The 18,925-nt window shown below is 36.9% G+C and carries 21 protein-coding genes and 1 riboswitch; of the genes, 2 read left to right on the top strand and 19 right to left on the bottom strand.

Annotation, left to right across the window (positions count from 1 at the left end; all coding sequences use genetic code 11):
• Positions 1-51 precede the first annotated feature (51 nt).
• The 9 genes from metQ (WAX78_RS11705) to WAX78_RS11665 all read right to left on the bottom strand — a co-directional run bounded on the left by metQ (WAX78_RS11705) (position 52) and on the right by WAX78_RS11665 (position 6,107).
• On the bottom strand, positions 52-861 hold the full coding sequence (metQ, locus tag WAX78_RS11705; RefSeq protein ID WP_336482428.1) for a methionine ABC transporter substrate-binding lipoprotein MetQ: 810 nt from the start codon (positions 859-861) through the stop codon (positions 52-54).
• Positions 862-966: 105 nt separating this feature from the next.
• Complete coding sequence (metQ, locus tag WAX78_RS11700; protein ID WP_336482427.1) at positions 967-1,782, bottom strand: methionine ABC transporter substrate-binding lipoprotein MetQ; 816 nt, start codon at positions 1,780-1,782, stop codon at positions 967-969.
• Between the two features lie 101 nt (positions 1,783-1,883).
• Complete coding sequence (locus WAX78_RS11695; protein ID WP_336482426.1) at positions 1,884-2,549, bottom strand: methionine ABC transporter permease; 666 nt, start codon at positions 2,547-2,549, stop codon at positions 1,884-1,886.
• Positions 2,542-3,567 (bottom strand): methionine ABC transporter ATP-binding protein, encoded by a 1,026-nt coding sequence (locus WAX78_RS11690; protein WP_336482425.1) that lies wholly within the window; start codon positions 3,565-3,567, stop codon positions 2,542-2,544. The genes WAX78_RS11695 and WAX78_RS11690 overlap by 8 nt, the downstream gene beginning before the upstream one ends.
• 161 nt (positions 3,568-3,728) lie before the next feature.
• Positions 3,729-3,836: riboswitch (SAM riboswitch) on the bottom strand.
• Positions 3,837-3,962: 126 nt separating this feature from the next.
• The gene (locus WAX78_RS11685; RefSeq protein WP_336482524.1) at positions 3,963-4,307 is read right to left on the bottom strand and encodes a hypothetical protein; all 345 of its coding nucleotides are present in this window, start codon (positions 4,305-4,307) and stop codon (positions 3,963-3,965) included.
• 153 nt (positions 4,308-4,460) lie between these two features.
• A complete protein-coding gene (locus WAX78_RS11680; RefSeq protein WP_336482424.1) occupies positions 4,461-4,760 on the bottom strand; it encodes a thioredoxin family protein in 300 nt (99 codons plus the stop codon).
• 11 nt (positions 4,761-4,771) lie between these two features.
• Positions 4,772-5,116: a toprim domain-containing protein gene (locus WAX78_RS11675; protein ID WP_098308849.1), complete on the bottom strand. Its 345-nt coding sequence runs from the start codon at positions 5,114-5,116 to the stop codon at positions 4,772-4,774.
• A 200-nt stretch (positions 5,117-5,316) separates the two neighbouring features.
• Positions 5,317-5,700: a glycine cleavage system protein GcvH gene (gcvH, locus tag WAX78_RS11670; protein ID WP_098308851.1), complete on the bottom strand. Its 384-nt coding sequence runs from the start codon at positions 5,698-5,700 to the stop codon at positions 5,317-5,319.
• A 41-nt stretch (positions 5,701-5,741) separates the two neighbouring features.
• The gene (locus WAX78_RS11665) at positions 5,742-6,107 is read right to left on the bottom strand and encodes an arsenate reductase family protein (protein WP_336482423.1); all 366 of its coding nucleotides are present in this window, start codon (positions 6,105-6,107) and stop codon (positions 5,742-5,744) included.
• Between the two features lie 371 nt (positions 6,108-6,478).
• On the opposite strand from WAX78_RS11665, the gene WAX78_RS11660 reads away from it, so the two are divergent.
• A complete protein-coding gene (locus tag WAX78_RS11660) occupies positions 6,479-6,925 on the top strand; it encodes a DUF3978 family protein (protein WP_336482422.1) in 447 nt (148 codons plus the stop codon).
• Between the two features lie 577 nt (positions 6,926-7,502).
• Here the strand turns inward: WAX78_RS11660 and WAX78_RS11650 are convergent.
• Entirely contained in the window at positions 7,503-9,221 is a 1,719-nt protein-coding gene (locus WAX78_RS11650) for a methyl-accepting chemotaxis protein (protein WP_336482421.1), read from the bottom strand.
• Positions 9,222-9,799: 578 nt separating this feature from the next.
• On the opposite strand from WAX78_RS11650, the gene WAX78_RS11645 reads away from it, so the two are divergent.
• A complete protein-coding gene (locus WAX78_RS11645) occupies positions 9,800-10,441 on the top strand; it encodes a phosphatase PAP2 family protein (RefSeq protein WP_336482420.1) in 642 nt (213 codons plus the stop codon).
• An 82-nt stretch (positions 10,442-10,523) separates the two neighbouring features.
• On the opposite strand, the gene WAX78_RS11640 is transcribed toward WAX78_RS11645, so the two are convergent.
• The 9 genes from WAX78_RS11640 to WAX78_RS11600 all read right to left on the bottom strand — a co-directional run bounded on the left by WAX78_RS11640 (position 10,524) and on the right by WAX78_RS11600 (position 18,911).
• Positions 10,524-11,537 (bottom strand): PTS transporter subunit IIC, encoded by a 1,014-nt coding sequence (locus tag WAX78_RS11640; RefSeq protein ID WP_336482419.1) that lies wholly within the window; start codon positions 11,535-11,537, stop codon positions 10,524-10,526.
• A 20-nt stretch (positions 11,538-11,557) separates the two neighbouring features.
• Positions 11,558-12,508, bottom strand: coding sequence for an L-lactate dehydrogenase (locus WAX78_RS11635; protein WP_336482418.1), 951 nt, complete (start codon positions 12,506-12,508; stop codon positions 11,558-11,560).
• Between the two features lie 245 nt (positions 12,509-12,753).
• On the bottom strand, positions 12,754-13,002 hold the full coding sequence (locus WAX78_RS11630; RefSeq protein ID WP_336482417.1) for a spore coat protein: 249 nt from the start codon (positions 13,000-13,002) through the stop codon (positions 12,754-12,756).
• Positions 13,003-13,015: 13 nt separating this feature from the next.
• Positions 13,016-13,201 (bottom strand): hypothetical protein, encoded by a 186-nt coding sequence (locus WAX78_RS11625; protein WP_098308865.1) that lies wholly within the window; start codon positions 13,199-13,201, stop codon positions 13,016-13,018.
• 111 nt (positions 13,202-13,312) lie between these two features.
• Positions 13,313-13,885, bottom strand: coding sequence for a permease (locus WAX78_RS11620; RefSeq protein ID WP_336482415.1), 573 nt, complete (start codon positions 13,883-13,885; stop codon positions 13,313-13,315).
• A 193-nt stretch (positions 13,886-14,078) separates the two neighbouring features.
• Complete coding sequence (locus WAX78_RS11615) at positions 14,079-14,633, bottom strand: TetR/AcrR family transcriptional regulator (RefSeq protein ID WP_336482414.1); 555 nt, start codon at positions 14,631-14,633, stop codon at positions 14,079-14,081.
• Positions 14,634-14,636: 3 nt separating this feature from the next.
• Positions 14,637-15,359, bottom strand: a complete 723-nt coding sequence (locus tag WAX78_RS11610) for an MBL fold metallo-hydrolase (RefSeq protein ID WP_336482413.1) — start codon at positions 15,357-15,359, stop codon at positions 14,637-14,639.
• Positions 15,360-15,764: 405 nt separating this feature from the next.
• A complete protein-coding gene (locus WAX78_RS11605) occupies positions 15,765-17,549 on the bottom strand; it encodes an acyl-CoA dehydrogenase family protein (protein ID WP_336482412.1) in 1,785 nt (594 codons plus the stop codon).
• A 186-nt stretch (positions 17,550-17,735) separates the two neighbouring features.
• On the bottom strand, positions 17,736-18,911 hold the full coding sequence (locus WAX78_RS11600) for an acetyl-CoA C-acetyltransferase (protein ID WP_336482411.1): 1,176 nt from the start codon (positions 18,909-18,911) through the stop codon (positions 17,736-17,738).
• Positions 18,912-18,925: the final 14 nt, after the last annotated feature.

The following is an 18,925-nucleotide window of genomic DNA, read 5'->3' as shown; positions in this document are numbered from 1 at the left end:
CCTACTTATATAAAGAAAAAAGGGCTAAGAAATTCCAGCCCTTTTTTCACCTTATTCACTTACAGGAAGTACAGCTCCTTTGTACTCTTTCTTAATGAAATCTTGAATTTCTTTTGAGTGCAATACTTCTACAAGTGCTTTAATTTCTTTTCTGTTTTCGTCACCTTTACGAACAGCAATAATATTTGCGTAAGGAGAGTCTGATCCTTCAAGTGCAATTGCATCTTTTGTTGGGTTTAATTTCGCATCAATTGCGTAGTTTGAGTTAATAAATATTGCGTCACCTTCATTATTCTCATATAATTTCGGTAAAAGTCCTGGCTCAACATCTGTTTTAAATTTCAAGTTTTTCGGATTTTCTACAATATCTTTTTCTGTCGCTTTTACAATATCTACGCCATCTTTAAGTTTGATAACGCCGCCTTTTTGCAATAATGCAAGCATACGTCCTCGTTCCGCTACGTTATTACTCATAATCACTGTTGCACCATTTGGAAGGTCTTTTAAACTTTTATATTTCTTAGAGTAAATCCCCATAGGCTCTAAATGAATTTTCCCTGCATTTACAAAGTTATACCCTTTTTCTTGAATTTCTTTCTCTAAATACGGAATGTGCTGGAAATAGTTCGCATCAAGTTCTTTATCAGCTAACGCTTTGTTTGGAAGTACATAATCTTGGAATTTTTTAATTTCTAATTTAATACCTTTTTTCTCTAATAGTGGTTTCGCTTTTTCTAAAATAACTGCATGCGGTACGTTAGAAGCACCAACTACAAGTGTCTTTTCATCTTTTTCGCCGCCACAAGCAGCTAATGCAAATACAAAGACTGCTATAAAAATTGAGAATATAATTTTCTTCATAAAATTCCCGCCCCTATTTTCGTAATTTTTAGAATCTTATCCCCGCATCCATCTTACTGGTTACAAAATAAAGGCTGGCATTTACCAGCCCTTATGAAAAAAACATTATTCACTTAAAGGAAGCACAGCTCCTTTGTATTCTTTCTTAATGAAATCTTGAATTTCTTTTGAATGTAATACTTCTACAAGTGCTTTAATTTCTTTTTTATCTTTGTCACCTTTACGAACAACAACTACGTTTGCGTATGGAGAATCATTGCCTTCAATCGCAATCGCATCTTTTTCTGGGTTTAATTTCGCATCAATTGCATAGTTTGAATTAATTAAAACTGCATCGCCTTCTTTATTGTTATACACTTGTGGTAACAAGCCTGGCTCAATGTCTGTTTTGAACTTCAAGTGTTTCGGGTTTTCTGCAATATCTTTTGTCGTCGCTTTAACAGGGTCTACACCATCTTTAATTTTTAAAATGCCTGCTTTTTGTAAAATTGCTAACCCACGTCCATGATCAGCAACAGAGTTACTCATAATAATTGTTGCCCCATCTGGAAGATCTTTTAAGCTTTTATATTTTTGAGAATATACACCAATTGGTTCTAAGTGAATTTTCCCCGCTACTTCAAATTTGTAACCTTTTTCTTGGATTTCTTTCTCTAAATACGGAATGTGTTGGAAATAGTTCGCATCAATCTCTTTATCAGCTAATGCTTTATTTGGCAACACATAGTCTTGGAATTTTTTAATTTTTAATGTAATACCCTTTTTCTCTAATAGTGGTTTCGCTTGCTCTAAAATAACCGCATGCGGTACGTTAGAAGCACCAACTACAAGTGTCTTCTTATCTTTTCCGCCGCCGCTGCCACAAGCAGCTAATGCAAATACAAATACAGCAAGAAGTGCTGAAAATAATACCTTCTTCATGTTGTAACACCCTTTCTTTCCCAATATTCGAAATATAAAATCTATAGGGAGTTTTCGTTTTAGACGAAAACTCTTTATCCCAATAATTCCTAAACTTCTCTTTACCTTTTATCAAGTCGCTTTGTAAGAAGGTCACCAATCATTTGAATAATAAATACAATAATAAGCACAAGAATTGTTGCCATGAGAGTGACATCACCATTATTGCGTTGGAATCCCTCTAAATAAGCAAGGGTACCAAGACCGCCTGCTCCAACAACTCCAGCCATCGCTGTATAGCCCACAAGTGCAATTGCCGTTACCGTAATACCTGAAATAAGTGCTGGTAAAGATTCTGGTATCAATACTTTTAAGATAATTGTACTCGTCTTTGCTCCCATCGCTTTCGATGCTTCAATAACACCCTTATCAATTTCACGAAGCGCAATTTCAACCATTCTCGCATAAAACGGTGCTGCTCCAACAATTAATGCTGGCAATGCGGCACTTGCTCCAAGAATCGTATTAAGAAGAAACTTCGTAAATGGAATCAGTAAAATGATTAAAATAATGAACGGGATAGAACGAAAAATATTTACAAACGCGCCAATTACAACATTGACCGGCTTGTTCTCCCATAGATTATCTTTTCCTGTAAGAAACAGTACTAATCCAAGAATAAGACCCAATACAAACGTTGCAAGTGTAGCAATTGCCGTCATGTATAACGTCTCTTGCGTAGCTTCTAACATTTGATCCCAATCTACATTTTGAAACACATTATCCATGTGCAATCACCTCCAGCTCCACTTGCTCTTGTTGAATTGTTGCAACTGCCTCTGCAACTGCATCTTCGTCACCTTTTAAATGAACAATTAAACTTCCATACGCCCCGTTTGTCGTTTGAGCAATATTTCCTTGCAGAATGCTCACTTCAATTCCATCTTTTCTCATTAATTCCTGCAGAACTGGTCTTTCCACCGCTTCGCCAATAAATTGCAGTTTCACGACTTTTCCTTCCGGGTATTTCTCTAGTAAATGTTCAATTGTTTCATCTGCATCTTCAGAATCTGTTATTTGCTTAACGAAGCGCTTTGTAATGTCTTGCTGCGGATTACGAAATACGTCTAAAACGCTGCCGCTTTCAACAATCTTCCCTTTCTCCATAACAGCAACACGATTACAAATTTTTTGAATCACATGCATTTCATGCGTAATGAGTACAATCGTTAAATCGAGGCGTTTATTAATATCGAGAAGCAAATCTAAAATTTGATCTGTTGTTTCTGGATCTAATGCTGATGTTGCTTCATCGCATAATAATACTTTCGGATTATTTGCTAAAGCTCTCGCAATACCAACACGCTGCTTTTGTCCACCACTTAGCTGAGATGGGTACGCATCTTCCCGTCCTTCTAAACCAACAAGACGAATCAATTCATCTACACGCTGTTTTCTTTTCTCTTTTTCCACTCCAGCAATTTCAAGTGGAAAAGCAATATTTTCACGAACAGTTCGTGACCAAAGTAAGTTAAAATGCTGGAAAATCATCCCGATTTCTTGACGAGCTTCTCTAAGTTCTCTTCCTCTAATCGCTGAAATCACACGCTCTCCAACAGTAATTTTTCCAGACGTCGGTTTCTCCAGTTGATTAAACAAGCGAATTAAGGAACTCTTTCCGGCACCGCTATATCCGATAACTCCGAAAATTTCGCCTTTTTCTATTTGTAAATTCGCATTATCAACAGCAGTAACATCACCGTTTTTGGAGCGATATATTTTCTTTACATTTTCTAACACAATCATTGATGTCACCCCTTTTTAGTTAAAAAGCGTAAGCGGCTCGCCGCTATAACTATAAAAATGATTTGTTGTTTGAGCGTCCTCCTACACTGAAACAACAAAAAAACCTTTCTGCTTTAAAATGAGCAGAAAGGTTTATATACATAAATTACTATTATCCTTTCCTCTCATCTCTCAAAGCATTCGCTTTGCAGGAATTGGCACCATTTCAACATAAGTTGACGGTTGCCGGGTTTCATAGGGCACAGTCCCTCCACCTCTCTTGATAAGAGAAAATCAGATGTAAATTTCGTCTGATTTTGTCGTTATGAAGTTTTCATTATTTCATGTTTTGAATTGTATCAACGCATGAAATGGATGTCAACAGAAATTTTCGCAAAGAATAAAATTTCTGAAATTTAAGCACCCACTCGTAGCGGCTTACAAATGTGAAATACAGATTCTAATAATAACATTGTTTTATATGTCCCTCTATATGTAATGGCCTTTCTACGCAATAGTGACTGCAAACGAACTTGTCCAGTAATCAATAACTGCAAGTCATCTTCTTGAAAGCAAACAAGTTCTTCCGTTCCCATTGCAACATTCGTAAGCTCAATTTTCTCTCTTGAAATTTTCAATGAATAACGTTCATCTTGAAAAGTAAAACAAACAGCCCGTTCAAATTGCGGCAGTAGCGGTTCTAAATGACACTGCGTATTGGCATATGTTACAAATGATTGAAGCAGTGAATACAATTTCATCTTCGTCACACTCCTCATATCACGTTCTACATAATACCATTCCATTTCTATAACGAGCTCTCCTGTATCTTTCTCTCGACAAAAGTTGTACGAAAAACAATTTGTTGCTTATATTTCCCAAGAAATATGTCGAGGCGGCAAAATATTTGCCGCCTATTGTAATTCCATATATAAATATTCCACAGATTGAAATGCATATATTTTTTTCACAAGTTGATTTTTCTCAAATATAAGTAAACACGGAACACTTTCAATTTCATACTCCCGCGCAAAATGCGGTGCATAATTTAAATTCAACATCCCGATTTCCAAGTGAGGTAATGCTGCTTCAACAATCGTTAACATTTTTTTAGCAAGTTGACACGTACCGCACATTGGCGTATATACGTATAATACCGTTTTATTTTGATCTCTAACTGCGGCTACAGCTTCATTTCCTGTCCAATCGATCATTCTACCATTCCTTACCGTAAAAATTCTGTATAAACGTCGATGTCAGCTCCCCATAAAACGTTCGCTAAATGATTTGATGGTGCAGTTGCAACCTCACGATACGAACGATCAATATAAATATGCTCAGCATGTGGAAATTCTCGGCGAAACTGTTTGCGTAGCTTCTCTCCTGCATCATCTGCGTCCACAAGCACATACACTTCTTTATCGTACAGCTGATCAATAAGTTCATCCATCTTCGACAAACTAATTGTACCATTTGTACAAACAATTTCCACCGGTTCTCTAATAATCGTTTCAATCTTCTTCTTATCTGATTTACCTTCAACAATAATTACTTTTTCCACATAGACCACTTGGCATCACCCGATCACCATATACTATGATACAACCTTACCTTTAGTATATAGTATATTCGATATTTCAATGTTGTTTCCTGTTTATTTTTGTGAATAAAAGCAGAAGTGGCTCGTTTAGAATGTGAGGAAGAAGCGAAGCCATCGACACTAGAGCTGACACAAATAAAAAAGGACAGCTATTAGCTGCCCTTTCCATATTAGTCTTGATTGATCATTTCTTCGTATTGTTCTGCAGTTAATAAGTTATCAACTTGGCCTGCATCTTCAATCTCAACTTTAATCATCCATGCACCTTCGTATGGAGATTCGTTAACAAGCTCTGGCTTGTCGTTTAACTCTTCATTTACTGCTACAACTTTACCCGCTACAGGTGCGTATAACTCAGAAACTGTTTTAACAGATTCTACGCTTCCGAATGGCTCGTCAGCTTCGATTGTTGCACCAACTTCAGGAAGTTCCACGAATACGATATCTCCTAATTCGTGTTGTGCGAAATCTGTAATACCGATAACAACTTGGTTGCCATCAACTTTTACCCATTCGTGTTCTTCAGAGTAACGTAATTGTTTTGGAATGCTCATGTTTGTACCTCCAATGAATGTATTAATTATGTAAAAATACCTTATTGGTACTTTTTCCACACGCTTTCAAATTGCTCTTCATTAAAGCCAACTGTTACATGATTACTGCCTGTTACAATTGGTCGTTTGATTAACATGCCATCAGAAGCGAGCATGTCCAACATTTCCTCTTCACTTGCATCTTTTAGCTTATCCTTTAAACCAAGCTCGCGGTAACGCATTCCACTTGTGTTAAAGAATTTTTTTAATGGTAATTCGCTTTTTTCATATAAACTGCGAAGTTCTTCCTTAGAAGGTGGATTTTCGACAATATGAATCATTTCATATGCTACATCATTTGCTTCTAACCATTTTTTTGCTTTTTGACATGTTCCACATTTTGGATATGAATAAAATGTTACTGACATACATTCACCTACTTTTCACTAACCTTTACCTTATCATATAGAAAATATTTTTTCATTTCAAACTTTAACTTATTTCGCTAAGAATTTCTTTTATCCTGCAAAATCTTTTGTTTTTCGCAAATTCACCAAAAATATTTTATATTTAGCATAAATAATATTATTTCATCATAATATTATTTATGCTAAATATAACGTTTTTAAAATACGAAATATTAAATCAATTTATATTGTTTTTTAGTAATTTGTCATGTATTCTCTTTAAGTAGCCATAAAAATATTTAATTTTATTTACTACTTGAAACTATTATATTAATTCTTTTGTTCTATATTTCTATCTATATAGTCATTAAGAAAAGGAGATTTTTTACTATATGGAACTACAAATTCACACAGCAATCCAACAACAAATTCAAAACTTCTCAGATCAAACTACAATCCATTTTCAACTTGAAGAACTTGATGAATTAACAGACACAAAATTAAAATCAACAACATTGTCTATTGCTATAAACAAAGAAGTTCTCCAGTTTCAAGTGATAAAACAAACCGGAATAAGTAATACGAATACATATCGTAAAACATATGCCATTCCTATAAAAGCATTTGACTATCTTCTCGTATCAACACAAGAAGATTCAGATCAAATGAATGCTCATATACAAGTATTTGGACATCACGGGGAATTTCTCTTAAACGAGAAACTCTCTTTACAGCATGTAGATAACATTCACACGAACCGTTCAAAATTCACAGACTTTTTCATGACATTAAATGAAAGCGTAACTAAATACATAAGCGAATATAATCCATCTATTTAAGCCATTACATAATATTTTGTTAAAATAACAAAATTCCAACTATTTTTATTATAATATATTTAGAGATAGAAAAACACTTCATTTTTTTGAGAAGTGTTTTTTATTTTTTCAAAAAAGATGTGTAGCATTATAGAACATACGGCTTAATCAAACGTTTAATTAATACCATAAAGTGAAACTTCCGTCAGTGGAGGGTTTCTTAATCCTCCACCTATCTTCTTCGCTTCTCTCTGAATCTTGAGGTGGGAGGCCTACTGCCTGCGAATAGCGGGATAAACCAACTATCCTTCATGCAATATTGCATACAAAAAAAGATTGCGGATTTCATTATTTTAAAATATAATAATACTATAAATATTAAATATTCAGAAAAATAGGAGGGAATATTTATGCAAATTGCAATTGCAGTCCTAACATTCATCGGTAACGTAATTCCATTAGTACAAGAATTATTAAAAGCGTTCATGTAAACACATTTTTGCACTTATTTTTAATCATTATTTATTTATATTTCAATAATAAAAAATAAGAGACGCCACTAAATTTGCCGTCTCTTATTTTTATTTATAAATAATTCTTATTCCTCAATTTTAAATTGTGAAATCAATCCTTCTAATTCTTCAATTTTGTTCTTTATTTGCATGGATTGATTCGTTATTTCTGTAATGGATGCTGCTTGTGTTTGAATGGCTTGTACGGTTTGATCCGTATCTTTTGCTACCCTTGTAGAAGTTTCTGATACTACTGATAATGAAGCGTTAATTTCTTCCGTTCCAGCAGACATTTCTTCTGTTGTAGCTGATACTTCTTGAATTTGATGTGTTATCTTATGAATATCTGTCATGATTGTTGAAAATGCTTGTTCTGCTTCATTAGCAGCATTCTTTCCTTGCGCCGCTTCTTCCTGACCTTTTCTCATAATTTGAACGGTATCTTTTGTATCTTGTTGAATTGATTTAATTAAATCATTAATTTCATGTGCAGATTGCTTTGATTGTTCAGCTAATTCTCGCACTTCAGCTGCAACAACTGCAAAACCTTTTCCATTTTCCCCTGCACGTGCTGCTTCAATTGCAGCATTTAAAGCAAGCAAGTTTGTTTGTTCCGCAATATTCGTAATCGCATCTAAAGCTTTATCTATGTCTTGTGTACGCATCACCAGACGCTCTATCATTGTAGATGTTTCCTCCACAGCTTTATGTACATTATTCATTTGAGTAATAGATTGCTTGATTACTTCACTTCCGCTATCCACACGATCTGTTGTAATAACAGACACTTCAGCAACAGTTGATGCAGATTCAGCTACTGTTTGCACTCCATCTGCTACGTCATTCATTGCTGTTGAACTTTCTTGAATACTCGTAACTTGTCCTACTATTTGTTTGTTCACTTCATGAATCGTTTGAACAACTTCGTTAGAGATTTGAGATGCCTGTTTTGTATCTTGCAACATACTATCAGTCGAGGAAGTAACCTCGTGTGTTGTTACCTTTATTTTCTCAATTAGTTGTTGTAAATTGTCTAACATATGATTAAAAGAAATAACGATATTTCCTAATTCATCATTTGCTTCATAAGAAGTACGTATTACTAAATTCCCATCTGCTACTTCTTTCATATCATGCTGTAATAACGTAATTGGACGTTGAATAGCTATTTTAATAATATAACCAATCAATATAATAGTCGCAGTCGCTATAACTGAAATAAGAATAAATATCATCATTGCAGTTTTAGCGCTGTTAGCATTATGTTCCTGTAATTGTTCTGCCTGGCTACTATTATAATTAACGAGTTCTCGAATAGACTTAATTGATTTTTGCATAGCAGGATCAACTTCTTTTAAGTAGTAAGCATAAGCCTCTTCGTTTTTGTTTTGCATTGCTAAATCTTGCGCTTCTTTCATTTTCGGTCTTAACTCGCCAAAATTTGCTTTAAAATTTTCATATAAATCCTTTTCTTCTTGGGAGAGTAACTTTGATTCGAACTTTTTTAATAATTGATCATTTTCTTGGCGTACTTTAGACAGATTATTTGCCAACTCTTTATTTCTATTTTCATCTGTTGTTAACATAAGTTCCATAAAATTATTATTAGCATAATAGAAATTAGCCTCTACAGCTTCTATCCATTGAATTGGAAGTAACATGTCTTTATACATACTTTCAGCATTTTTGTCTGCTTTATTTAATGCGATTACCCCTATGGATGATAAAATAATACATGCAATACTAGCTGCAATCATTAACATGTTTAATTTCGTACCAATTTTACTATTTTTTAACAATGCCATTACACCACTTCCTTTTTAGAAATCTTTATATTACGTTATATAGTTTATAACAAAATATGACAAAACACGACATATTTTTCAATATCGCTATTTGTCATTTTCACTTGGAATGAATAGCACTTTTATTTAAATGTGATAATCCCTTTAGACTAGGTATTTCTAGTCTTTTAAACAAACGTTTGATTAAGAGCTGAAAATGGAACATATATATTAATTAAACGTTTGTTTAAGAAACGTTTCACCCATATCGGCATCCTACAATATGATACATATAAGTCGCTGCAATACAGAACAAAACATGACCTATACTCGCTTTTCCCCCTCGCATGTGGCATGAAAAGGCCTTGGCCCGCCTAAAAAGAACGGAGATTTTATCTCATTTTTTCAATTCGTATTTATCGGAAGTTTAGCAAGAAAACCCCACCTTCAAGATTCGAAGGAGGACAGGAATTTTCATATAGTGACAAAACTGTAAGGTTATTTGTAAAAAATGTTAGAGAAATCGATGGTTCATTTACATTTTTTATATTATAATTTTTCAAGTTTCAAATCATTACACTACAAATAGGAGAATTACTATGAAAAATAATAAGTTTTCAGCCTTTATTCCATTATCTTATATACTCCTACTCGTACTTGTAAGTCCTCTTTATAGCGTGCTGAACCACTCAACAATAGGTGCTGTGAATGTAACAACAAAAATAGACGAATGGATTCCATTTACAAAAGAATTTATCGTTCCATACTTACTTTGGTTTCCTTACCTATACGGTGCTCTTATTTATTACTGCTTTGCTGATCGAAAGCTCTATTACGTTACATTAAGTAGTATTTTATTAGGTAACCTTACTTCCTTTAGCATTTATTATATGTGGCAAACAACGATCGCACGTCCCGAGGTAATCGGCAATGATGTGTTTGCTAATTTAGTGCGCTATATTTACAGTATCGATCAACCTGTGAATTGCTTTCCTAGCATTCACGTACTCACGACATTTGTCATTATGATTACAGCACATAAGAGGAAGAAGCAAAACAAATGGGAATATGGCATATTAACATTCATTGGCGTACTCATTATTTTATCTACTTTGTTTACAAAACAGCACGCCTTTATGGATGCAGTAGCAGGCACTGTAGTAGCAAGTTTCCTTTATGCCGCTATGTATTATATCTTTGAATCACGTGAACAAAAGGTTACTGTGCAAGCCGGAGTATAATCTATAACCAAAAAAGCAGACTGCGGCTTCTTCAGTCTGCTTTTATCTATGTAAGAGAAGATTTTCAAATTGGCATATTTTTTTAAGATTGCGGTACAGTCATGTCCCCAGGTTTAATGCGACCTGCTTTTTTCAAAATCATATACAGTATATAAGAAACAGCTACTGGAATTATGATATAAGTAATCACCATCGCTGGAACAACACTTAATCCTTTGCTTGAAATCAAGTTAATTGGTGCGATTAAAGAACTTAGTCCAAGACCCGCAATTTCTTTCCCAGCTGTCATTTGGAATACAAGCGCCGATACAGGACCTACAATTGCACTGGCGACAACAGTTGGTACAAGAATCATTGGGTTCTTAGTAATATTCGGAAGCTGTACTTTCGGTGTGCAAAGAGCTTGCGCTAAAATACCGCCTAAGTTATTTTCTTTCGCAGAGATAACAGCGAATCCGATAAATTGAGCGACGCATCCTGCAAGTGCAGCACCGCCTGCCACGCCGTCTAGGCTAAGTGCAATTGCTAGAGCAGCTGATGAAGCTGGAGAAATTAATAATAATCCCCAAACAACCGCAAGTACCACAGAAGCGATAAATGGGCTACCAGCTGAGCTATCTTTAATAAATGCTCCAACTGCATTTAAAACCGGACTAATATTTTGGGATAACCAAATACCGACTAAACCTGAACCTAATATTGCAGCAAACGGAACGAGCATCATATCTACAGCAGTTTTTCCGCTTAATCGTTTACCAATATAGACCGCTAGAGTTGCTGTTAATAACGCACCGATTGGTTCACCAGTTTTAATCATCAAACCGGCTGCAGTAATGGAAATCGATCCAGCTCCAATCGATCCTGCAACCATCGCTGAGAAAATGACAAGTCCATTTGCTCCAAGCATAAAAGCAATTCCTGCTCCAATTGCTGGCGCCATAAGTGATTTCGCAACAACTCCAATTGTAATTAACATAGGAATATCAGCAATTCTTCCTATATTTTCGATGAGTAAACCAATTCCAAGGGATACGAAAATACCTTGTGCAATTCCTGCAGATCCTTTGAATATACGAGGCATGATATATTCCTTCATCTGTTTCACCTTCTTCTAGTTTAATAACCGATTGTTTTCATGTAGTCACGTAAAATATCATTTGATTTTCCAAATCGGTTTTCTTCAGCTTCTGTTAAGTTCAGTTCGACAAGTTCTTTTATACCATCTCTTGTAACGACAGCTGGTACACCTGTGGAAATTTCATACTCTCCATATTCACCGTCTAAAACGGCTGATACAGCAATAATACAGTGATCATCATTAAAAATAGAACGTGCAATATAAGCTAAGGCATTCCCAATACCGTAATAAGTAGTTCCTTTCCGCTTATAAATCTCCCAACCAGCTTTTGCTGTTTCTTCTACAATTTCATCTAAATCAAGTTCACCTAGACGCTCTTTTTGCTCTTCTAAAATTTGTAGAATCGGCTTTCCACCAACTGTTACGTGAGACCAGGCAACCATTTGTGAATCGCCATGCTCTCCTAACGAATAACCTTGAATGCTACGAGGATCAACATCTAGCAATTCAGACAAAATTGTTCTTAAACGAGAAGAATCTAATGATGTCCCAGTACCAAGAACGCGATTTCTTGGCAAACCTGATAATTTCCAAACTTGATAAGTAATAATATCAACTGGGTTTGATGCAATTAGGAAGATGCCATCAAATCCGCTCTCCATTACACTTGGTACAATACTTTCCATAACTTTTGCACTTGCTCCTAAAGTATCAAGGCGACTTTGACCTGGCTTTGGAGCAGGTCCTGCTGTAATAATAACAATGTCCATATCTTTGCAGTCTTCATAAGTTCCTGCGTATACTTTTGTTCTTGTATTTGTAAAATTAATGCAGTGTGATAAATCCATTGCTTCGCCAACTGCTCGTTCATGATTAAGATCAATTAACGCTAATTCTTCACAGATCCCTTGATTCACAATAGAATACGCACAGCTTGATCCAACTAATCCAGTACCGATAATTGCAATCCTTCTTGTATTTCTATTCATGATAATTTCACCTGCTTCTTAGTGTAGTGTAATGTAATTTTCTACGTCTTGTGCTCTTTACACTTTTTATTATAGAAGTTTTCACCATGGAAACCATGTACAACTTGTGAAATATATCACAAATAATATGGACATTTTATGTCCCCTTGCACATCATTTCGACAAAGTTCCGAATGTTTCATTTTTACAAAACAAAAAACGAGTAACGTCTTAATCACGTCACCCGTTTCAAAAAATCTCTTTTCTTATTGCGCACTTAATTGAGTCTTCAACTGCTGAACAATCGTTGGATTAGCAGGAGCTGCTGGTTGATAATAATTCTTTTGTTTTGCGTATTGATACAGATTACGTTGACGCATTTCGTCTTGATTACGAATTTGAACTAACGTTTGGTATAATTGATCGTTATTCGTTTGAGCAATGTAATTCGCATAGCCTGTTAAACTTGCATTTAATTCAGCTAAATAATCATTTACCATATCTTTTTCATTCATGTTCTTTACACTCCTATCCTAGAAAAGACATTAATTGTTGCTTCGTATTTTGTGCATCTTGCACATCTTTTTGCAGCATCTGCTTCAGCTGCGGATCCGTACATGCCTGTGCATACTCTTGTAATTTGTTAATAACTGTTGCATGTCCGCCAATAAGATGACGTAAATTCTCCACTTCAAGCTCGTTTAAATTTTGCATCGTAACGGCCTTCCTTTCTTTGTTCATTCAAGATTTAGTATCTATTTATTTTTGAATTGTATGCACTTAAAAAACCTTAGAATCGCTTCTAAGGTTTCCTCTCATTTATATTCAAGCCGAAAAGCCAAATACATCTGTAATTAACGAAAGAATTAATAACACAACTACTACACCGCCGGCTACTCTTGCTATCAATTTCTTTTGTTGCTCTACACTCGAAACAACAAATCGAAAATATAATATACCACCTAACGCAATAAGAATACATTCCAATGCAATACTAATAGCTGGAAATCTCCATAGCTCAAACCCCAGCAAAGAAAAGTCTCCAAAATTCCCTGGAAGTAATGGCAAATCAGCGCGATGCACAAGTAAATCAAGGATCCAATGACTAAAAACTACCGCTCCAATAACAAAGCCACTTCTTCCCAAAAACTTCCTACCCACTATTCCTGCAAAAAAGGCAATACACAGTGCTCCTATTAAAGAGTGTGAATAATCCGCATGAATCACCGCTTCACCATAACCATTACCACCAATAGGCTCTATTGTTTCTACTCCTAAAACATAAAGCGGCACAAAGATGACGTCCAATAGTTGTGTGCTTAACATGAGAGCCCAAAGCGGTATTTTCGGTGACTTCGCTTTCACTGCTGCAGCTAAGCCAAAATGTCCTGCAAACATTTCACCTCACATCCTTTAGCACTTTCGCCTCTAACAAACCGCAACCTACTGTAAAAAGAAGCATGAACAACAAAAAATTCATGGTTTCTCTCTCCTTATTCACTCTTTTATCCCGTACTAACGGGCAGTAAGAGCCCGATTGGTTCAACTAACCATCAGTGGGGGATGAAGAACCCCCCCACTGATGGAAGTTTCACTTTATAACATGTAGCCCTTTAATAAACGTTTCCAGTAATAAATGTAAACTTGTATCTAAATCCAGCGGCAATCCAAATCCACCTTGCTGTTCAATCGACGCAAATCCGTGACAAATACTTCTTAGTCCACGCGTCGCATGAAGCGCCTGCTCACCTTCTAAACCGTATTGTTGTAAAACACAAAGACAAAGCTCTACAATTCCGTCCCCTGTTTGTTGCACTTCTTCATCTCGTAAAAAAGTTGCTTCATACAATCCAGGATGCCTTCGGACAAACGACACGTACGCTTCTCCTAATGCATGAATTGCTTCATCCATACTTTTACCCTCTACCGCCTCTTTCAGCGCCCCATGCAGCTGTTCTATTCCGTAAACACCAAGATTTTTTCGGACGTCTTGTAAACCTTTCACATGATTATATAGAGAAGGAGAACGTATTCCCAACCTTTGCGATAATGACGCTAAGGTTACTTCTTGTATTCCATTTGTATCTGCGATTTCTGCCGCTGTGTCTACAATTTTCTGTAATGTAAGTCCGATTCTCGGTGACATAAATTAACCCTCTTTCATACTTTCTACATTCCGCTTTGCTTCCTCAATCGCACGGTTTATTGCAGCGACTGGATTATTTATCATTTTCCCATGCCCTGCCGCAAGCAAGGAAGGCTCATATTCTCTTAGCTTCTCTGCACTCTGTAATGCTACCTCTTTACTCCACGTTGCCATCGCAGGAAACGGAAACCAAAATTTCATTTGTCCCGAAACAGCCATACCTCCTCTTGTTTGAAATGCATCCCCGGTAATAAGAGCGTTATTTCGCGTATCAAGGAACGACATGGAACCTGGTGTATGTCCAGGTGTCATAATCGCAAGAAGCGATCCAATCCGATCTCCATCCTCTAATAAAACATCTGGTCTCGTCTTCACTTTTTTAGGTACACCGCCTTTTATTGGCGTATTCGGTTCATCTCTTTGTAATGTCGTATCTCCTTCTAACAGCCTTGCGTCCCGCTTAGAAATATAAACAGGAACATCAGGAAGGACTTCCTTTAATGCGTCTAGCGCACCGATGTGATCATCGTGTGCATGTGTTAATACAATATTAGTAATCGGTTTCCCTATTTTCTGAGCTGCTTGTAAAATACCTTTTGCGCTATATGGCAAAGCCGCATCAATTAAAGTTAAACCGTCTTCTTCCTCCACAAAGTAACAATTTACAGGAAACACTCTTGGCAAAAATGACAATTGATATACCGTTTTTTCATGCATCATTCTCATATTCCCAGCTCCCCTTCGTAAAAACTAATGTCGTTAGTTTTATTATAACTAATGGTATTAGTTTTTGTCACTATAAATTCCATTTTTGTGCAAAAAAGGGCAGGAGTCGCTTCATATGATCACTTTTTACATGATCCCGTTCCAGCAACTCAACGATTCGCATATCGAACATCATCGAAGGGTCTTTATCCCGCATTAGCGGGCAGTAAAAGATGGAGAGGAGCCAGGAAGAAAACTGCCCGTTAATGCGGGATTGGTTCAACTAACCTTCTGGGAAAAAAACATTCCTAGAAGGAAGTTTCACTTTATATTGGGTCGAAGCGTCGATAAATCCACTACTTCCGCCGATATATCGATGGACACGAAAAAAAGGAGCCGCTCTAAACGGCTCCTTCTTTTTACCTATTAAACTGTATAACGCTCATCCTCTAACACTTTCGCCGCGATTTCACGTTTCTTTGGAATCACATTAAGCGGTGTGTGACGAGTGAATTTACGAAGCGCAGATAACATCATGCGCAGCATATCGCCATTTTCTACAGCGATAATTGTTTCTTTCGCATCTGCTTCGATTTGATTGAACGCCTCTTGGCAGAATACTTCAGTGTATAATACTTTCTGTTTGTTCTTCTCAAGGCCAGTTGTTTTGATTGCTTTTTCTGTACGAAGAACTGCAGATTCCATCGCATATAAGTTGCTCACGATATCCGCAATGTTCACAAGAACTTCTTGTTCTTTATCTAACGCTTTGCCATACTTTTGAACAGCTAAACCAGCAACCATTAAGCCAATTTTTTTCGCGTTCTTCACTAAATGTTTTTGCAGTGCTAATGGCTCATCGCCTACTTCTTCCGGCATCATCATCATTAATTCTTCTTGTAATTTTTGTGCTTTTTGCAGAAGCGGTAATTCACCTTTCATTGCTTTACGTAAGAATGTGCCTGGTACGATTAAACGGTTAATTTCGTTTGTACCTTCGAAAATACGGTTAATACGAGAATCACGGTACATTCTTTCAATTTCGTACTCTGCCATAAATCCGTAACCGCCATGAATTTGAACACCTTCATCTACTACATAATCTAGTACTTCAGAACCGAATACTTTATTTAAAGAGCATTCAATTGCATATTCAGCGATAGAAGCTGCTACAGCTTTCCCGTCTTTTACTTCTTCTTCTGATAATGTACTCATACGGCTTTCAAATAAACCAACTGTACGATATACAGAGCTTTCAGCTGCATAAATTTTCGCTGCCATATTTGCAAGCTTCTCTTGAATTAATGGGAAGCGAGCAATTGGTTGCTTAAACTGCTGACGTTGATTTGCATATTGTGCTGAAATTTCTAACGCACGTTTTGATGAACCAACTGTACCAACACCTAATTTATAGCGGCCGATATTTAAAATGTTAAATGCGATTACATGACCTTTACCAATTTCACCAAGTACATTTTCTTTTGGCACTAATGCATCTTCTAAAATTAACGTACGAGTAGAAGAACACTTAATACCCATTTTCTTTTCTTCCGGGCCTGTGGATACGCCAGCGTATTCTTTCTCTACGATAAACGCCGTGAAATGCTCGCCATCTACTTTTGCGTATACAACAAATACATCAGCGAAAGCGGAGTTTGTAATCCACTGTTTTTCACCGTTTAATACATAGTGTGTACCTTCCGCATTTAAGCGAGCTGTTGTTTTTGCTCCTAATGCATCAGATCCAGAACCTGGCTCAGTTAATGCGTAAGCAGCTAATTTTTCACCTGTTGCTAATGCAGGAAGATATGTTTTCTTTTGCTCCTCGTTACCGAATAATACGATTGGTAACGATCCGATACCAACGTGAGCACCGTGCGTAATCGCAAAGCCGCCCGCACGAGAGAATTTCTCTGCAATTAACGCAGAGCTAACTTTATCAAGACCAATACCGCCGTACTCTTCTGGTACATCAGCACCTAATAATCCAAGCTCACCTGCTTCTTTTAATAGACGAACAGAGCGATCAAACTCGTGCTGCTCTAAATATTCAAGCTCTGGCAGCACTTCATTTACAATAAAGTCCTCTGTTGTTTTCGCAATCATTTTATGCTCATCTGTATAATCTTCAGGTGTAAACACTTGATCAATTGTAATATCATCAACTAAAAAGCTGCCGCCTTTTACTGCACTTCCTACTATTTTTTCCATGAAAAATTCCTCCTTCATATTTTTATAGGCTGCTTCTCTTGTTGTAAGAGAAGCTAGCCATCCCTTTGTTTGTTTTCATACCCTTTCGTCGCATCCATTCTTTATCTGTCTAGCTTCAAATCCAGTTCCAGTGGCTAGGGCTTCACTTCTTCCTCACATTCTGAGCGAGCCGCTTCCACTTTTTTTTTATAATAATTCAAACACTCCAGCAGCACCCATTCCGCCGCCAATACACATTGTCACGATACCGAACTGCTCATTACGACGCTTCATTTCATGAATAAGAGATAATGTTAGTTTCGCTCCTGTACAACCAAGTGGATGTCCAAGGGCAATCGCTCCGCCATTTACGTTTACTTTTTCTTCATCTAATCCAAGTTCGCGAATAACTTGAATCGATTGAGATGCGAATGCTTCATTTAGTTCAAATAAACCAATATCAGATAACTCTAAACCAGCTAATTTTAATGCTCTCGGAATCGCTGCAATTGGACCGATTCCCATTACTTCTGGCGGTACACCAGCTACTGCGAAGGAACGGAATTTTGCAAGCGGCTTTAGTCCATCGCTTACTGCTTTTTCACGATCCATCAGTAGTACTGCTGCTGCGCCGTCGCTCAGCTGCGAAGAATTTCCAGCTGTTACCGAACCGCGCACGTTAAATGCTGGTCGTAGTTTCCCAAGCACATCTAACGTCGTATCTGCTCTTACACCTTCATCTTGTGAGAACACGATTGTTTCTTCTTGTAACTTGTTGTTTGCTGAAACAGTGCGAAGTGTTACATCCACCGGTACGGTTTCATCTACGAACTTTCCTTCCGCTAATGCTTTTGCTGCACGTTGATGGCTTCTTACCGCAAACGCATCTTGCTCTTCACGGGAAATTCCATATTTCATCGCTACTTGCTCCGCTGTATGTCCCATGCTCATATAATATTCTGGAGCTGCTTCAACAAGGCGGTTATTCGGACGAACAACGTGTCCCATCATCGGTACTAAACTCATAGATTCAGCACCGCCAGATAATACGGCTTCCGAATGACCAAGCATAATACGCTCTGCACCGAAAGCAATACTTTGCAGCCCAGAAGAGCAGTAACGGTTAATTGTAATAGCCGGAACATTATAAGAAAGTCCTGCTAGCCCGCCGATATTACGCGCCATATTTAAACCTTGCTCTGCTTCTGGCGTCGCACAACCAAAAATTAAATCATCAATTGGACCGTCATAGTTATTCGCACGTTTTAATGTTTCTTTTACAACTAATGCCCCTAAATCATCAGGACGTACTGTTTTTAATGATCCTCTCTTCGCTTTCCCAACTGGCGTTCTTGCCCCTGCAACAATAACAGCTTCTCTCATGAACACTCTTCCTC

Source organism: Bacillus yunxiaonensis, from assembly GCF_037104695.1.
Classification (GTDB): Bacteria; Bacillota; Bacilli; order Bacillales; family Bacillaceae_G; genus Bacillus_A; species Bacillus_A yunxiaonensis.
This window is presented reverse-complemented; position numbering and strand designations above follow the sequence as displayed.

Coding starts and splice junctions, on each gene's coding strand:
- WAX78_RS11645 (WP_336482420.1), top strand. CDS start 9,800: ATGAAAAATAATAAGTTTTCAGCCTTTATTCCATTATCTTATATACTC.
- WAX78_RS11605 (WP_336482412.1), bottom strand. CDS start 17,549: ATGGAAAAAATAGTAGGAAGTGCAGTAAAAGGCGGCAGCTTTTTAGTT.
- WAX78_RS11620 (WP_336482415.1), bottom strand. CDS start 13,885: ATGTTTGCAGGACATTTTGGCTTAGCTGCAGCAGTGAAAGCGAAGTCA.
- WAX78_RS11665 (WP_336482423.1), bottom strand. CDS start 6,107: ATGTCAGTAACATTTTATTCATATCCAAAATGTGGAACATGTCAAAAA.
- WAX78_RS11690 (WP_336482425.1), bottom strand. CDS start 3,567: ATGATTGTGTTAGAAAATGTAAAGAAAATATATCGCTCCAAAAACGGT.
- WAX78_RS11600 (WP_336482411.1), bottom strand. CDS start 18,911: ATGAGAGAAGCTGTTATTGTTGCAGGGGCAAGAACGCCAGTTGGGAAA.
- WAX78_RS11610 (WP_336482413.1), bottom strand. CDS start 15,359: ATGAGAATGATGCATGAAAAAACGGTATATCAATTGTCATTTTTGCCA.
- gcvH (WP_098308851.1), bottom strand. CDS start 5,700: ATGAGCATTCCAAAACAATTACGTTACTCTGAAGAACACGAATGGGTA.
- WAX78_RS11695 (WP_336482426.1), bottom strand. CDS start 2,549: ATGGATAATGTGTTTCAAAATGTAGATTGGGATCAAATGTTAGAAGCT.
- WAX78_RS11650 (WP_336482421.1), bottom strand. CDS start 9,221: ATGGCATTGTTAAAAAATAGTAAAATTGGTACGAAATTAAACATGTTA.
- WAX78_RS11625 (WP_098308865.1), bottom strand. CDS start 13,201: ATGCAAAATTTAAACGAGCTTGAAGTGGAGAATTTACGTCATCTTATT.
- WAX78_RS11685 (WP_336482524.1), bottom strand. CDS start 4,307: ATGAAATTGTATTCACTGCTTCAATCATTTGTAACATATGCCAATACG.
- metQ (WP_336482427.1), bottom strand. CDS start 1,782: ATGAAGAAGGTATTATTTTCAGCACTTCTTGCTGTATTTGTATTTGCA.
- WAX78_RS11615 (WP_336482414.1), bottom strand. CDS start 14,633: ATGTCACCGAGAATCGGACTTACATTACAGAAAATTGTAGACACAGCG.
- WAX78_RS11680 (WP_336482424.1), bottom strand. CDS start 4,760: ATGATCGATTGGACAGGAAATGAAGCTGTAGCCGCAGTTAGAGATCAA.
- WAX78_RS11630 (WP_336482417.1), bottom strand. CDS start 13,002: ATGAATGAAAAAGATATGGTAAATGATTATTTAGCTGAATTAAATGCA.
- WAX78_RS11635 (WP_336482418.1), bottom strand. CDS start 12,508: ATGAATAGAAATACAAGAAGGATTGCAATTATCGGTACTGGATTAGTT.
- metQ (WP_336482428.1), bottom strand. CDS start 861: ATGAAGAAAATTATATTCTCAATTTTTATAGCAGTCTTTGTATTTGCA.
- WAX78_RS11660 (WP_336482422.1), top strand. CDS start 6,479: ATGGAACTACAAATTCACACAGCAATCCAACAACAAATTCAAAACTTC.
- WAX78_RS11640 (WP_336482419.1), bottom strand. CDS start 11,537: ATGAAGGAATATATCATGCCTCGTATATTCAAAGGATCTGCAGGAATT.